We start from the raw sequence: 15,718 nt of genomic DNA on the forward strand, positions 1-15,718 counted from the left end.
CATGCTTCACCTCTGGATTAGTATCGCCCTGCTCTGCCTGGCTCTGTTGCCAGCAGTCATGGTCATCGCCAACCTTAAACGGTTTCAACGCGCAGGAGCCGTCGCGGAGATAAGTAAGAAGTCTGATTCTCAATGGCCCAAGATCAGCGTGCTTGTTCCGGCGCGAAACGAGGAGAAATCGATTCGCAACGCCTTGGAATCGATTACCAGGCAGACGTATCCCAACTTAGAGGTCTGCGTGCTGGACGATCATAGCGAAGACGCTACCGCTGAGATTGTCAGCCAGATTCAGTCACAGGTCAGTTTTATTCGACTACTGTCGTCCCAAGATTTGCCGAGTGGTTGGAATGGCAAGCAGTTTGCTTGTTGGCAGCTAGGGCAAGCTGCTACTGGAGATTACCTGCTCTTTTTGGATGCAGATGTGCGACTGCACCCAGAAGCGTTGAAGCTGGTTTTGTCGATACAACAGTCGCTTGATGTCGATTTGCTGAGCGGTTTCCCGTGGCAAGAAACGGAGACGTTTGCTGAGCGATTGCTGATCCCGATGATGTATTTGGTGTTGTTGGGATACTTGCCATTGGGTCGAGCTCGCAAAGACAACAGTCCTTCTCTTGCGGCTGGTTGTGGTCAAATGTTTTTTGCCAAGCGGGATCGATATCTGGAATTGGGCGGCCATTCGCTCATCTCCGCCTCTCGTCATGACGGCTTGTGGTTTCCGCGAGCGTTTCGAGCCAAAGGGGCCACCACAGATTTATTTGATGCGAGCGATCTTGCTGTGTGTCGCATGTATACGAACACTCGCGAGGTCAATGTTGGGCTATTGAAAAATGCGACGGAAGGTATTGCCAACAGTCGTTTGATTTACATTTTTACGGTGCTGCTACTCGGCGGTTTTGTGCTACCGTTCTTGATGTTCTTGCACAGCTTGTATTGGCAGTGGGAATTGTTGCCCAAGCTCATCTTGTGCATAGCGTCATCGCTCTCGTTCTTGCCACGCCTGCTGATTGCCCAGCGTTTGGAGTCCAGTTTACTGGGCGTGCTGCTCAATCCGTTAGCAGTAAGCTGGTTTGTGGCGGCGCAATGGGTGGCCTATATTCGATCGATACTTGGACTGAGTTCGCAGTGGCGCGGCAGAAGTACTTAAAGAAGGGCGGTGGTCTTATTCGATTCAGCCACCAGCGAAGCAAGCGGCGGCCGATCGTTGACCACGGGACCAAGCTCGACCGCTTCGTCGGCAATCCGTTGCGCTTTGAGGCGTCCCTCCCAGAATCTGCCCGTGCACTCATCGAGCTTATTGGCCATTCTTGCGATTGGTTCTGACAAAGCTCGCACGTCATGCTTTAGCGAACCAATCCTATTGCGAAGACTGGGCAAGAGAATGGGGGCAGGAGAATGGTCATGGATTCTATTCTACTGCCCTGATTCTCCTGCCAAAAGAAATTCGGTCGCTCTTCGCGCAACAATCCTATTGCGAAGACTGGGCACAAGGCCCAGTTTCGCGTCGATGCTTGCACCGCAGCGCGATCCAAATCCCACTGGCTTGCCCAGTGGATGGTTGGGTTTCTAGCTACACCAAAGAGCCCGCCAGAACGGGAATCCCACCGGCTCGTCCGGTGGATCGTTCGGCTTCTTGCTTTGCAGTAACGACTTTAGCAAGAAACGGAACGATCTCCTGGGCAAGCCAGGAGCATTAGTGGTAGAGGGGTCGTTTGTTCGTAGGCATGTAGCGAGAAACGTAACAATCTCCCGGACAAGCCGGGAGCATTAGAAAGACAGAAGACCAAGGCACAACGTTCGGAGATCGCGAGCTCTGAGCGACCGTTGGGCTTGCCCCAACGTGTCGCAATAGGATTGGTGTGCTAAACATGCCAGAGTATTGGCCGTAATGTCGCTGGGCACTGGTTGCTTGATGGACGCTGCGGTTGGCCCCTCATCCCCAGCCCTTCTCCCCTGAAGACAGGGGAGAAGGGAGCCAGGGGCGTGGGTGATCCGCCCCGCCCAGCTCACTTGATCCGTCACCGACACCAGGCGATTGCGATGATCCCAAGCCATCTCGCGGACATTACCATTAGAGATCTTGGTCCGACGAATCGTGTTCCCTTCGTTGTCGGAGATAGTCATAAGTCCCATCGGTGCTCAGCAACCGTCCTTTGTGCCTTAGCGTCTTTGAGTGAGACAAAAAGCAAAATTTCACACCAAGACGCAAAGCACACGGAGGAAGTCATTGCTGCGTCCACTTCAGTAACGACTCGCCAATATACAAATACGACGCGAATTCGGTCTATCCAATCTTCAAACCTCAAACTTCCCACTTCAAACTTTTGTTGGTTCTCCAGCCTTCGTGCTAATTCGGCCAAAACTACGTCCACAATTCGGCCCGTAACAATGATAATTCAAAGCGAAAACTCAAACATGCCAAGCTCAGTCTTGGCGTTCGGACTAGTGATTGCAATTGAATTAATCGCTTCACAAACTATCTGCGTGAGAGCATCAATTGAGGTGTTTGGACTCCGCTTACCGTAAAACCAATTGAAAAATCCAATTTGAGATATCGATAGCGAAACGTAATCGCCAACTTGGATGACACACACATAACGCCTTCCTTCAGATACCAACACAAACTCCCAACCATAAAAGGATCTTTGGAATAGCTGCTCTACTTTCAGTTGTGGATTTGCGGCGAGGCAGTCGCGAATTTTTGCCGCCAAGTACCTGCCGTGAGGAGTCTCTGAATCACTCGATTCAAACAATATAGAATCGAAGACGTCTAGCTCAACTCGGACATGACGCCCCACTCTCATATTGTCTCACTCCTTTACGCCGGAAACAATTACAATAATTTCGACGCCTTGCATCGCGTCTGCCATACCGTAGATAGGCGAGTTTAGCCACTGAGAAGTCGTATGCCCATTTAATGGAAACTGTCCAGGTAAGAAATTGTCACGGGACCAAGAGTCTCCCCCAGGGATGCGTACAGTTCTGCAAAAAGGATCACCCAGAGCATGTCGTTCATAGAATCGACCTTTGCTAATGTTCGTGGGGCGCATTACGTTGAATGGGCTTTCGATCAAAGATCGTGGCAAAACACCACCTCGATCTGACGCAAATCTTTGGGGAATAAAGTGATTGCCTTGTGATACCCTCGGTAGCGGCTCCATCAAACTTCTCGCTTGACGCGGCCAGTATCCTTGACTTCTATAGCGCTGATACTCCTGCATCGGAGTTCCTTGAGGGCTTATCCCAAGTCCTGGCTTAATTGTTTGGGCGATTCCGAATCCTGACAAACCCGCCATTCCTGTATTGAATGTTCCAGAGAAAATGTTTCCCTCTGAGAAATCTTCAATCGCCTGCGAGCCGCCATGGTAAACGCCGTAACCACCAATGCCTACTGCAATCGAAGTAGTGGCTGCACTAGGTAAGGCGCTTGCAACATATGGTGCCGCAACTGCGATGGTCCCACCCTTTGCAGTTGAGCATACCAGCCCTTTGTGGTAACTGATGCTATATGGTGTTTGATTCAAATCTATTGGACGGTCATTGTACATGTCATCCGCGACTTGCGAGTTATTCCACCAGATGTAAATGTTTGCGCCCACTGCACCGCCTAGAACGAACAGAGGAACTATCATTCCTGATGGGTCGGTGTATCTCGTCGATTGGTTAAATACATACCGATATAGATTCGCATCGCCAGCGGCAAATGAGATAGGGTCTTGGCTGAGCCATCTTCCGGTCTTAGGATCGAACCAGCGGGCGCGGTTGTATTGTAACTCGCTGTCGGTGTCCCAGTCGCGACCAGTAAAGCCGAAGAGCATCTGGATGCTGCCAGGAGTGCCTGCTCCTACCACAGTGCCACTTGCATTGCGATAGACTTCGCTGATGCGGTTACCAAACGCATCATAGTTCACATGCTGCCGAACAACTTTGCTGTTATCGACCACATCGCGCACACTGCCCAAGTGATCTGTTAGCGGCCAGAGCGTCGTGCCAGCAGTACCGCTTGCCGACGTGGCGCTCAACAGCGGACCATTGTTGGTCAAGAACTGCTCGTCCGCCAATAGCATGTCGACGATATCCGCATATAAGTAACGATTCGATAACCGAAGATTTTGTGCACTGCCTACGCCATCGGTATCTCTGAATTGCAGCAGCGCATGGCCTTCACTGTAAACCCAAGCCGTCTCCGAATCAATCGTCCCGTTGCCGTCCGCATCCAAAAGCTTACCGACTTTGTTATCAAACGCATCGTAAACATACTGAACGCTCTTCTGGATAGCGCCGCCCAGGCTCACTCGATCGGTCACCGACACCAAGCGATTGCGATGATCCCAAGCCATCTCTCGGACATTACCATTGGAGATCTTGGTCCGACGAATCGTGTTCCCTTCGTTATCGTACAGATAATTGTAAGTCCCATCGCAACTCGGAATCACGACTGCCCACCTATTGGACTTCGCTTAGGCATTCCTTGAAGCTGTCGCACAAGTACTCCATCGTATTGCTCGACATGCCGGCCACGTTGATTCGCCCTGTCCCCAAAATATAGATCGCTTTGTTCTCCTTAAGCCAAGCGGCATGCTTTGGATTCAAACCGGAATACGAGAACATTCCCTTCTGACTCAATAAGAAACTGAAATCTCGTCCGCAATCTTTCTCCTGCATCGTTGCCACAAAGCTTTTACGCATGCGATCGATACGATCACGCATACCATCCACTTCCTCGGTCCATTGTTGCTTCAATGTAGCGTCACCAAGAATCTCAGCCACAATAGCCGCACCATGACGAGGCGGGTTGGAATAGTTCGATCGCACGACGACCTTGCCTTGAGACAACGTCGCCTCGGCTGCCGCGTCATCTTTGCAGATGAACATCACCGCGCCGATACGCTCGCTGTACAAACCAAAGTTCTTGGAGAAGGAAGCGCAGACGATCGCTTCTTCGCTAGAGTTCAAAACTGACTTGAGACCCATTTGGTCTGCTACCAGCCCATCACCAAAACCTTGATAAGCGAAATCAATCAGCGGAATCATCCCCACTTCCGCGATGGTCTCCCCGATGGCTTGCCACTGCTCCATCGTCGGATCGATGCCAGTTGGATTATGGCAGCAAGCGTGCAAGCAAATCATGTCACCACGGTTTGCGTTGTTCTTCAGAAAGCTTACCATCGCATCGACATCTGCAGAGATCTTGTCAGCTCCTAGATACGGATGCGTTTGGACATTTAACCCCGATGTCTCAAATATTGATTTGTGATTTGCCCACGTAGGATCGCTGATCCAGATCCGCTTACTGGGCGAAAACTTGCTCAAGATGTCGCTTGCAATTCGCAGCGCACCGGTACCACCAGGGCTTTGCAACGTTGCGACTCGGCTCGCTGGTATGTCGGTTCCCAGCGTTAGCTGGGTAACTTGTTTGGTGTATGATGCCAAACCATCAATGCCGAGATAGCCTTTCGTCTTTTCACTAGAGAGCAATTTTGCTTCGGCAGCTTTGACAGATGCCAGTACCGGAGTCAAACCTTGGTCGTCCTTAAATACACCTACCGTCAAATTAATTTTGTTGGTGCGTGAATCTTTCTGAAACTCCTCGGAAAGGCCGAGGATGGAATCAGGGGGTGCGACTGGTAAGCTTTCGAACATGGCAAATGTAATAGAAAACGAGTAAAACGAAGACGGAAATCAAGGATACGCAGGCACCCAAGGTTAATCCGGGCGTAAAGTACGTCAATTTAACATCCTTCACCGTCGCGGGAAGGTGTACCGTCAACATATGCTGCTCGCTAAATTGTAGACGTGCCTGAGCGTTGTTAGCTCGCCAACCACCGTCTTGAAGAATGGGCAAACTTACAGTGACTTCCGAGTCGGCGGGCATTCGCTGGATTTGGATTTCGTCGTCCAGCAATTGCACTTGAATGTTGGCTGTCTGCTGGGATGGCGTAATGATAGGTTTAAGCCAGGCGAGTTTGTTTGCCTGCCGATACGCCTCAGGCTCCACGGATAGCTGTGCGTCGAAGGATCGGCCGGGCGACAGTAAGTGCATCTTGCCGACCAACTGCAAACGCTGGAATGCGGCGACTTCCGCTGCGGATCTGGGCTGCGAGCGAAACACTAATGAACGGGCTAACGGCTTTGAGTCCGCTGGGGCGGCAGACTTCCAATAAATGGGAATCTCCCCTTGCTGTGTTGTCCACACGGCCTGTGACGGAATCTGTATTGCCAAAGCTTCTGTAGGAACCGTTGTTGTCACCAGCCAAGCACAAAACAGCACTTGCGCAGAAGTAGCAATCAGCAATTGCCACCAGAGATGTTTTTGATCATGAGACCTGGATCGGTGCACTGCAACGGCCATCCACGCACAACAAATTGCCGTACAAACGCTGGCAGAGAGAATCAATCGCAAACAAGCGGCTAGATGGAACGCTCCGCACAGGGCATCCGATGGAACTGGTTGCGTATCGAGTAACCTGAACAACCATGTTCCTGGCTGCGCAGACAGGCAAAAGATCACGACCACTAAGTTCATTATTGCGAGGCTCAAAAGTGCCACCACCCAGCTTTGTGATCTCCGCCGCTTGACATAATGGTAATCCAGAAGCTGACCACCCAACATGCATAGCAGGATTATTGAGACGGTGAACCACTTCATAGGGAAACGAAAGCCATCGTAGAACGGCATTACCATTCGCAGGATGGAGTAGACGCCCAAGGCATCTCCCGTCGCTGCTATCGTACAAAACAGAATACCGACCACAAGCCAACGATTTTTGCGCAGGATGAGTTGTCTTCCGCCTGCGAAGATCGCTGCTAACAATAGCGAACCGATGTGGATCGACGGCGTCCACATCGGTGCGTGGTCCACCGCAGCCGCCCAGCGTGTGTGGCTGGGCGTGTAGTTGCCCAGAGCAAGCGGGGTGATCAAACTTGCTATGTCGCTCAATCGAAATGTAAATTCATGCGAGATACCTCGACTCGCAATCGGAGCAAGTCCACCTGCGTGTAGCCAGCGATACGTAGGAACTAATTGAATCGCCGCTAACAACGTCGCGGCTATGAAAGGGGCAGCTAGAAGTAAGAAGCCTTGCAAAAGATAAATGAAAGCCACGCGAGCTTTTGAAGTTGTTGAGAGGGCCACGCAGGTGCGTCGATGTCGCAACTTTTGCAAGACGCTGACCACTGCGGCAAGGACGATCGCGAGTATGGCCAGGTTATAAGGCATCTGAATGTCCCCGCCTAAATACATCGCTGTCAATGCAACCATTGTAAGTGTTTGCGTGGTAGCGAATGATCGTTTGCCAAGCGTAGAGGAACGGACTGCAGTAACGTAGTGATAGATACCCGTCATCGCCAGCGGGAGCCAAGCCGCAGATACCAAATAAGGTGGGTTGTAGATATAGAAGTAAACCGGGCCACTGAATGCATAACTGCAAGCCATGATGCCCGCGACTGGGGGAGAACGCAGAAAGATACGCGTGCTGGCCCAATACATACCCAGCCAAGCCAGCAGCAAATGGAATGCAAGAAATACGCCTATACTCTGCTCGATACCGATGCAAGGCAGCTTTAGTAGCAGCCGCGGTGGATAGAAAATCATGCTGGTCGGTTCACCGATGATCGACGCACCGGCGCGATCCAGAAAATTGAACTGAGGCCACAGCCAATCCGCGTAAGACCTATCGTGCAGATAGCTCCAAAGCGGATAGTAGAAATGAAGGGAATCGCGAAAACCCAGCACTTGGCCCTGAACCAACAGTGGCATCAGCAAGAAAGCGATCGGCAGCGCTGGCAACAATGCCCACAATGTCGTCCTTCTCGCGGCCGCGTATCGGTACCGAGGGCGATCGTGCATTCAAACTAATTGCGTTCCGCAACGTACTTCCGCATGCGCGCTCGAACTAGCGCCTTGTCCTTGATGGCGGCTAAAGCAGGCTGGTTGGATGGCAAAGCCAATGCGGTTCGAAGCTCTTCCTCCGCGTCAGCCAGCTTGATGGTCGAGGGCGACTGCATTTTATCGGTGAGAACGGCGACGCCTTCGGAGGTGACTTGAACGAACCCGCCATCGACATAGTAGCGGTCAGTCTTGCTGCCGGTTTTGACTTCCATGATCCCATAACCCAGTCGACCGACCATCGGCGAGTGCCCTGGCAGGATACCAATTTGTCCGTCGTACAGCGGCAGATTGACGGCGTCAGCCACCAAGTCGAGTTCGGTTTTTTCTGGAGTGGTAACGGTGCAGCGAATTTGAGCCATGGAGAGTACCCTTAAAGTATGGACGTGAGGCCCTATGGTAACTTCTGGCCGTAAATGTTTGTAGACCCAGCGTCAGAAAACTTCCTAAGCGGGCATTTCCTGGGCAAATTGCCGCAGGACACTGCTACCGTCGTCCATTTCCGCGATTTGGCGCGGGTGGCGGGGGCGTAAATTGCGCTTGGTCATTCCCGGGCTGATCGTTGGGCTGTTGGCCTTGGTTATTGCCTGGTTTTTGCATCCCCAGCAGAGCTTGCAGAGCTTTCTGCATCGATTCGTTGTTGGCCGTACCAGGCAGTTTGACAACTTCCATCGAACCGGCTGGTTTGGCGGCTTCGTCAAGCTGTCGCACCATTTTCACGATCAGTTCTAGCAAGCTTTTGCCTTGAGCGGACACTAAGACAGAGTTGGTAACGCGGTCGACACCCAGCGACAGTTTGCCTTCGAAGGTAAAGTTGACCGCTCCATTGCGAACTACATCTTCGTCGTTATCCCGTTTGGCTTCGCCACCGCCTCCCCCTGCTCCACCTCGCTGCTGCTGGAAGGCTTTGTCATTAGAACTTAACAGGTCACGGTAGGCATCTTTGATAGTCTCCACAATCGCGTCGGCTTTGGAGTAATTTACGCGGACCAATTCTGTGTATCGCAGATCTTTGTCCGACGTTTTGGCAGGCGTGTCCCATAACTTAATCAGATCCGAGATCAACTCCAGTTGTTGCGCATCGGCATTGCGGACAATCACGGTGTTGGTGTCGGGATCGTAGACGAACCGCATTTTCTTTTTACCGCTCAGTTGAGGGTCTTCCTTCTTTTTGTCCTGCGGCCGGTCGTAAAAATAGTAAACACTTCTGGAACCAGTTTCTTGGGCTTTGTCTTCATCGCTGAAGTAGTCTTTAAGATTCAAGACGATCCAGCTTGCACGTGTGTTTTTGATTTGAAAAACGGTAAATGGTTTGTTGGGCGGCGGTTGCTGCAGCATGATCTCTTCGAGCAGATCAAGGGCTTTGGTGTCGTCGCTGCGTACAATTAGATTGCCATTCTCGTCAAAGCTAATCGAGATGGGCGGTGCGGACTGTTTCGCATTCTGACTAGTCAGTCCGGTTGCTTGCGTCGTTTGCTGGGAAGCCTGAGAAGTCGGGCCGTGCGGTGACTGGTCTGTGTTTTCATCGTTTGGCGCGGCGACCAGAGTTGAGGTCCGCAACTTGGAAGATTGAGTGATCTTTTCATTGTTGGGGTCAGCGTTTGGTTGGGCTTCAGGCTGGGCATCGCCATCTTTGGCGTCTGGCGGTGGCGCGCTCGGGTCGGAATTGGGCGTCGGCTTTGGCTGCTCTTCATTCTTTGGCTGCTCTTGCATGGGCGTTCGAAACTCATCCTCGCCCGGCAAGATCAGCGGTGAATCGGAGATTTCATTCCAGCGTTGCTGAAGTTTTTTGAGGTATTCCAAAGTATCTGCCGATCGGTTTGCTTCGATGACTCGGACGCGGGAAGTAAAGCCTGTAGCGGGCGGAATCTCGCCTAACTTGATCAGTAACTTGTTGATCTCTTCTCGCTCCATGTCATTGGCCCAAACCAGCAATTGATTATCGCGGGAGTTTGCACCGACACGGAACTTGTCCGTTTTTCCTTTGTCTTGTTGATTGCGATTGCGCGAGCCATAGTAGTAGTTGTAATAGTCGTAGCTGTTGTTGTTATTGCTCTCTTCCTCTTGTTCCACGCCCATCAGAAAGCGGATAGTGCCAGCTACTTCCTCGGCGTCCAAACGACGCAGTTGGACCACTTCGAATTCTCGCGCAGAGCCATCCAAACGTTCGATGACTTTACCAATCGCATAGTGATCGGCTAGTGATGCATATGCGATGACGGCTTTGTTCTTCTCATCGACCTCCAGTCGCGTCGTTGGCTCGAGCGCGTCCATGGCCAAGAGGCTTGTGACTAACTGCTGGGGGTTCAGTGATGATAGTCGATAGACCTTCATCCCATTGAGCATCGTTTGCAGGTTATCGTTGGCTTCGGAGGGAACATCCACCCGCTTAATGAACGATTCGATGATAGCCAGTTTATCGGGTGGAGCGTGGACGATGATGCTGTTTTGTCGTTTGCTGGCCACCAGGAAAACGTCGGTTGGTCTGGGCGGTCGCTTGGCTTGCGCATTGGCGTTGGGATCACCTCCGCGTTGCTGCATTTGTTGCTGCATCTGTTGCATTTGCTGCATTTGCTGTTGGAACTGCTGCATTTGCCGTGGATCGCTCAGGTCAGGCATCGCGTTTTTCTGCTGCCCAAGAAACACTTCCAATTGCTCTTTTACTTCCGCCGCACGAACGTACTTTAAAACAAATTCACTCGCTAATTGATTGCGAACGGCGGATGATTGCTCTTCTTCCAATAATTGCTGTATGCCTTGCAAGACGACCACCGCGTCCATCACCTCAAGTCGATTGGTCGTGGTCAGCGGTGTAATACGACCGTTGTTGCTTTTCAGATCTTTGATTTCCTCCGCAATGATTTCTGCCAGCAAGCTTTGCAAAGCGAAAGAGGTTCGTACGTAACGATTGGGTGGAAGCGAGCTGAGTTGGTGGCTGGGGATTTGCGGGACCAAGGCCGGATTGATACCCTCGGTCTTGGCTACCATCAAAACATCGCCTAACTCCAGCATCGTATAGCCACGCAGCAACAACAGGCGATTGACCAAGTCGCGAGTCTCCTCGATCGAATAAGGACGCGTTGTCGCCAAATTGACAAAATCGCCGGGCAACTCTTGCCAGTCGAGTGACATGTTGGAAACGCCGGCCAACCATCGTAGTAAATCTGGCCAAGGCTGATTTCGAAAGTTGAATTGAATCTTGCCGTCAGCGTCAGGCATGATGTTGAATTCTTTTCGATCCGGTGGCTCCGGCGGCGTCGTCGGTCGTTTAACAGGACCGCCAGCGGCGTCTGCCTGAGCAGGTGCTGCTGCGTCGGCAGGTTTTTCCCCTGGAGTTCCCGGTTGAGCCCCTGGTGATGGGGGCGTCGGTGCCCCAGGTGTCGCGTTAGGCTGGCCCGGACGCGGTGCCCGAACGACTTGCGTCGTGCCATCCGGCATCTTGATGATTTGATCTTGTGCTGCGACGGGAACTAGCGGGAAGGCGAAAGCCATCGTCGCAGTGACACCGATTAGCCGCTTTAATCGCTTGCCTAGTCCGATTTGCATTTCACGCATCGCCTTAGGCAGAAACATACAAATCGCTCGGGACAATATGCTCATGTGGGGTTGTCCAGAAATGAAGAGGTCTGACGAGACTTATGGTAAAGTACGAGCCGCAAAGATATTGGGTGTGTCCCGTATCCGCACACATTGTACTCGCCAAGCTGCCTGCTGTAAAAGAATGTCGAGATCGCGTTTGCAAATCTTCACTAAAATCTGGCGTTGGTCCGGAGCAAACAGGAATCCTAAGCAGTCGGACCAAGCCATGTGGTTGCCAAGCCGTGCGGTTGCCAAGCTGTGCGGTTGCCAAGCTGTGCGGTTGCCAAGCTGTGCGGTTGCCAAGCTGTGCCGTCACTGAACTGTGCCGCTAGTAGTGCGGCGGTTTCTCGTGAGGCAGAGTCCGGTTGGAGTCGACATGCTGCTGCAGAAACTCCTGCTCACGCCGAAGCTCCGTGTTTTCGCGTTCCAGTCGGTCCAGCGTCTTTCCCAACTGAATCACCACCGCATTCAAATCGTCGACGGTGGATTGCATGTGGGAAATCACAAACTCAAGCTGCTCGACGCGTTGTTCCAATGTCTTCATTAAACGATTCTCCACCACTGGTCACGGCTCAAATTCAAACTCATTGCCGTGGGTTCGATCTCACTAGCGAATCTTTTGGCATCCACGGGGTAGCCTGCCGTCGGCTTCAAATCCGCAATCTTACTCTGCCAAAAGTTATTTAAGCGTAGCATCAGTAGCTCGCGTGTCCACTTGGCAAAGATGGACGCTAGGCCGCATGGGGTCAAGCGATCGCCCTTCGCAAGAAAAGAGAATTCTTTGGGCAGTTGACTGGGCGTTACGTAGTAGCGACTGAGTTCCTTGGCTTCGGATTGGATTGCAAAGAACCATTCTGGCCAACAGTCTGACAGGGCGGCGACGTATTTCGAGCGTCCCCCATGTTTGTCGAAATACAGTTCGATCGCATCCAATGGAGTGGCCATCAAAGTCGCTGACTCGACGCTCATCAGTCTCGCTAGCATGGTCTTTGCCAATCGCAGAGATTCACGAGTGAGCACGGTGGCTTTGTTTCCGTGCTTACCAACCAAGGTGTTGAAGAGTGGTTCGGTAATGACTCGCAAACGCACATCTAAGAACCGTAGCCCCGCACTCTCCATTTTCAACAACGCTTGTTCGCGAAGCTTGCTGTGGATTTGCTCCGGTGCAAAGACTGGTTCTAAAGGGGCTAGGTTGTCTTCAAACCAAGTGGCTTGACTGATTTGTTCTTTGAATTCGACGTCCAGCGATTCCAGCAAGTCCGCCCGATTCAGCATCAGCGCATTATCGCGACTGAGCCGACTTAAGAAGAATCCTACCGTGCGGTCCAGTACATTAAGTTTCCGTGTCGATGAATAAAGCAGTTTGGAATCGCCCAGCGCAATCGGAGCGTCGGAACCGGCGCGAACCTCCGTGGAAAACTCTGGCTTTAAAATCTCCGACCATTGATCGACGGGCAACGTAGAAGGCCCCAGCCACGCAGTGCATGCGATCACCAGCGGTCCTAAATTGGGACCGTACCCGGCTTCATCGATTCCAAGTATTAACTTCATGTGTTTGTAACGCTTCAATCCATTGGTTTTCGCGACCAGATCAATCTTTCGGAGAGGAGAACAGGTTGCGTAAAAACGTTATTGCAATAAAAATCACCATGCCGATCACGATCAGCGGTACGATGGCCGTCATTGCTTTGGGGCGTATTAAAAAGAAAATCGCCGCGACAAGCAAGCCGACTAAGACAACTCGGCCATAAGAAGAATGTTGCATACTTTGCAACTGCGGCCACGCCAGGGCGACTGCCATTAGCACTAATGCGACTTTGATCAGAATGTTGAACCCCCAGATTTTTATCGATTCATCAATGTCCAAGGGTAATTTCAGGATCAAAGCAACCATGAATAGCAAAGCCGACACTCCCAGCAGCAGCCATTGCTGAGTGTCCAATCCCTTTTGCTTAAAAGTACGCTTTTGAGACGCCATAAAATTCTGTCACGCTGCTAGACGCAAGTCGCCAACCTTAGAGTCCATCGAAAAGGAGTCTGAACCTTTTGAGGCAAGTCGTTATCAATATTATGTATGCCTTGCCGGAAAGGGTCAGACCCCTTTTCGGATAGGCGAAAGCTATGGAACGCGTTTGAGCGAATGGAAAAAATCTTGAACGCGATCTTTCGCTCGACACTCCTCGGCGCTCAAGCGATGAGGCTGTCCCATCGCTGCCGCTCGGTCAGCGCCATTCATATAAGCCGTGATCAGCACTCCTCCTTGAACTGGAAATATCTCCGCTTCATGCTTGGGGGTCTTTGCGTCACCCGCCAACTGATAATGATAGCCCGCTAGATTCGCACGCTCGACTGGATAGATGTCGCTGGCTCCCAGTTGGCGAATGCCAGCGATGTAAGCTTCGATATTGAGGCCTTCTAAGTAGACATATCCCAATTCATAAAGTGATTTAGTGATGGGGTTTTGCGACATTTCTGATTTTGAAGATACTCCCGGTCTATTCGCAACGCGATCACCAGGACCAGTCACTGCGTAGCCTTGCAGTTTCAACTCGGTGGTGCGTGAATACGGATTGTACTTGATGGCAATAATTGTCCCCGTTACCGTAAGTATCACAGCACCGAATCCAAATAGCATGAACAGCCCATGCAGCACGCTGTTAGAACGAGCGCGTGATTTACGACGTTTGGGTTTGTCCAAGTAGGATGCAGGTACAACCACCAAGGGAGAATTCTCTCGGGACATGTTGGAAATGTCCTCGAACGGATTTGGTTGGGCTGCCGATCCACTTGCACGCGCACTTTGGGCATGCTTCGTCTCTTTCGCAACGTGGTGCCAGTAGTCCGTGGACTCCCGAGTCGCTTGTACTTGTTTGGGGTCAGGAGTGGATGGCAACGTTCGCCAAATCTGCATCCGATCCCTGGTCAACGGGGCATCTTTGTTGGGCGGTTGCAACTGCAACATGTTTTTGCATTTGCCACATTGGATCATTTGGCCCGGAGCAGCCGATTCGATCTGCAGCAAGCTTTGACAACGATAACAGCGAAATTGAATAGCCATAGAATCAAAAACTCAAACTTTGTAAAACGACCTCGGAGTCTTATCATAACTTCTCATGCGAGAATCGACGATTCTTACACAGGAGATTGCAAGATTTGACAGACGCTTTGTCGACTTTTTGATCTTTCGTAGGCGTAATTTGCTTGCTTCAACGCAGATCCAGCAGGGCCCGCGTGAATTGCTCCGGATTGAATTCAGCTAAATCATCCAGTGATTCACCAATCCCAATAAACTTCACCGGCAACTGGAATTCGTTCAGGATGGGGACTACCACGCCACCTTTAGCACTGCCATCCAATTTTGCCAAAACGATTCCTGTGCAACCGGCGGCTTGGGAAAAGCCGCGAGCTTGGCTGATTGCGTTTTGTCCGGCCGTCGCATCCAGCACCAGCAACACTTCGTGCGGAGCTCCTTCCACTTGCTTGCCAACAACACGTCGGATTTTTTCCAGTTGTTGCATCAAGTTGACCTGGGTTTGCAAACGTCCGGCAGTATCAATAATGCAAACATCGAAGCCTTCGTCCTTGGCTCGCTGAGCGGTTTTGAATGCAACCGCCCCCGGGTCACTGCCACTTTCACCGCACTGAATCTCGCATCCGATGCGTTCGGACCAAATCTTTAACTGAGCGACCGCAGCAGCGCGAAACGTGTCACCTGCTCCCAGAATAACGCGTTTCCCTTGCTTGGTGAAACGATTGGCAAGTTTCGCAATGGAAGTTGTTTTGCCAGCTCCGTTGACACCCACCACAAGGATAATCGTAGGATTCGTTGGAGCCATTTGAATTGCGATCGGACGGTCCTGCATCATGCTGCGAATCTCTTCGCTGGCAACTTGCAAAATGTCTTCCATGTGGACCTTTCGCGCACGGTAGTCATGGCCGATTCGATCTCGAATCTTGCCTGCTACTTGAGCACCCATGTCTGTTTTAATCAGCATCGCATAAAGCTCGCGCTGGAAGGTTTCGTCGACCACGCGACCTTCTGTCTTTAGCAAATCGCGAATGTCGGTGTGCAACCATTCATTAGTCTTTGATAGAGCGGTCTTCAGTCGACTCATCCACCCCGATTTTTCTTCGACGCTATCAGCGGACGGCGAATTGCCCGACGCAGCATCGGCCGAGGCGGACTGGACAGCATCCGTGGCACTCTCCGCTACCGATTTTTCAACAGGTTTCTTTTTCCAAAATACCATTTGT

Annotated in this window: 13 protein-coding genes; 1 reads left to right on the forward strand and 12 read right to left on the reverse strand. The window is 51.6% G+C overall.

The features are described 5' to 3' along the window. Nucleotide 1: 1 nt before the first annotated feature. On the forward strand, nucleotides 2-1,144 hold the full coding sequence (locus SH302x_RS04325; protein ID WP_479367516.1) for a glycosyltransferase: 1,143 nt from the start codon (nucleotides 2-4) through the stop codon (nucleotides 1,142-1,144). Here SH302x_RS04325 and SH302x_RS04330 read toward each other — a convergent pair. From SH302x_RS04330 to ftsY, 12 genes are all read right to left on the reverse strand, one after another. After that, nucleotides 1,141-1,302 (reverse strand): hypothetical protein, encoded by a 162-nt coding sequence (locus SH302x_RS04330; RefSeq protein WP_479369327.1) that lies wholly within the window; start codon nucleotides 1,300-1,302, stop codon nucleotides 1,141-1,143. The two genes, SH302x_RS04325 and SH302x_RS04330, sit on opposite strands and share 4 nt — an antisense overlap. A 462-nt stretch (nucleotides 1,303-1,764) precedes the next feature. Continuing rightward, nucleotides 1,765-2,121: a hypothetical protein gene (locus SH302x_RS04335; RefSeq protein ID WP_479367517.1), complete on the reverse strand. Its 357-nt coding sequence runs from the start codon at nucleotides 2,119-2,121 to the stop codon at nucleotides 1,765-1,767. 686 nt (nucleotides 2,122-2,807) lie between these two features. After that, on the reverse strand, nucleotides 2,808-4,433 hold the full coding sequence (locus SH302x_RS04340) for an RHS repeat domain-containing protein (protein ID WP_479367518.1): 1,626 nt from the start codon (nucleotides 4,431-4,433) through the stop codon (nucleotides 2,808-2,810). Nucleotides 4,434-4,443: 10 nt separating this feature from the next. Next, a complete protein-coding gene (locus tag SH302x_RS04345) occupies nucleotides 4,444-5,640 on the reverse strand; it encodes an amino acid aminotransferase (RefSeq protein WP_479367519.1) in 1,197 nt (398 codons plus the stop codon). Next, a complete protein-coding gene (locus tag SH302x_RS04350) occupies nucleotides 5,609-7,846 on the reverse strand; it encodes a hypothetical protein (RefSeq protein WP_479367520.1) in 2,238 nt (745 codons plus the stop codon). Before SH302x_RS04350 ends, SH302x_RS04345 begins: the two co-directional genes overlap by 32 nt. A 5-nt stretch (nucleotides 7,847-7,851) precedes the next feature. After that, entirely contained in the window at nucleotides 7,852-8,247 is a 396-nt protein-coding gene (locus SH302x_RS04355; protein WP_479367521.1) for a F0F1 ATP synthase subunit delta/epsilon, read from the reverse strand. Nucleotides 8,248-8,371: 124 nt separating this feature from the next. Further along, nucleotides 8,372-11,485 carry a secretin N-terminal domain-containing protein gene (locus SH302x_RS04360; RefSeq protein WP_479367522.1) on the reverse strand — a complete coding sequence of 1,038 codons (3,114 nt, stop codon included), beginning with the start codon at nucleotides 11,483-11,485 and terminating at the stop codon, nucleotides 8,372-8,374. Between the two features lie 307 nt (nucleotides 11,486-11,792). After that, the gene (locus tag SH302x_RS04365) at nucleotides 11,793-12,008 is read right to left on the reverse strand and encodes a SlyX family protein (RefSeq protein WP_479367523.1); all 216 of its coding nucleotides are present in this window, start codon (nucleotides 12,006-12,008) and stop codon (nucleotides 11,793-11,795) included. Next, the gene (locus SH302x_RS04370) at nucleotides 12,008-13,015 is read right to left on the reverse strand and encodes a ribonuclease H family protein (RefSeq protein ID WP_479367524.1); all 1,008 of its coding nucleotides are present in this window, start codon (nucleotides 13,013-13,015) and stop codon (nucleotides 12,008-12,010) included. Before SH302x_RS04370 ends, SH302x_RS04365 begins: the two co-directional genes overlap by 1 nt. Before the next feature lie 40 nt (nucleotides 13,016-13,055). Continuing rightward, nucleotides 13,056-13,442 (reverse strand): hypothetical protein, encoded by a 387-nt coding sequence (locus tag SH302x_RS04375; RefSeq protein ID WP_479367525.1) that lies wholly within the window; start codon nucleotides 13,440-13,442, stop codon nucleotides 13,056-13,058. Nucleotides 13,443-13,583: 141 nt separating this feature from the next. Then, nucleotides 13,584-14,522: a hypothetical protein gene (locus SH302x_RS04380; protein ID WP_479367526.1), complete on the reverse strand. Its 939-nt coding sequence runs from the start codon at nucleotides 14,520-14,522 to the stop codon at nucleotides 13,584-13,586. A gap of 148 nt (nucleotides 14,523-14,670) precedes the next feature. Next, nucleotides 14,671-15,714 (reverse strand): signal recognition particle-docking protein FtsY, encoded by a 1,044-nt coding sequence (gene ftsY, locus SH302x_RS04385; RefSeq protein WP_479367527.1) that lies wholly within the window; start codon nucleotides 15,712-15,714, stop codon nucleotides 14,671-14,673. Between the last annotated feature and the right edge of the window lie 4 nt (nucleotides 15,715-15,718).

The sequence above is a fragment of the Njordella calcicola genome (assembly GCF_056494125.1).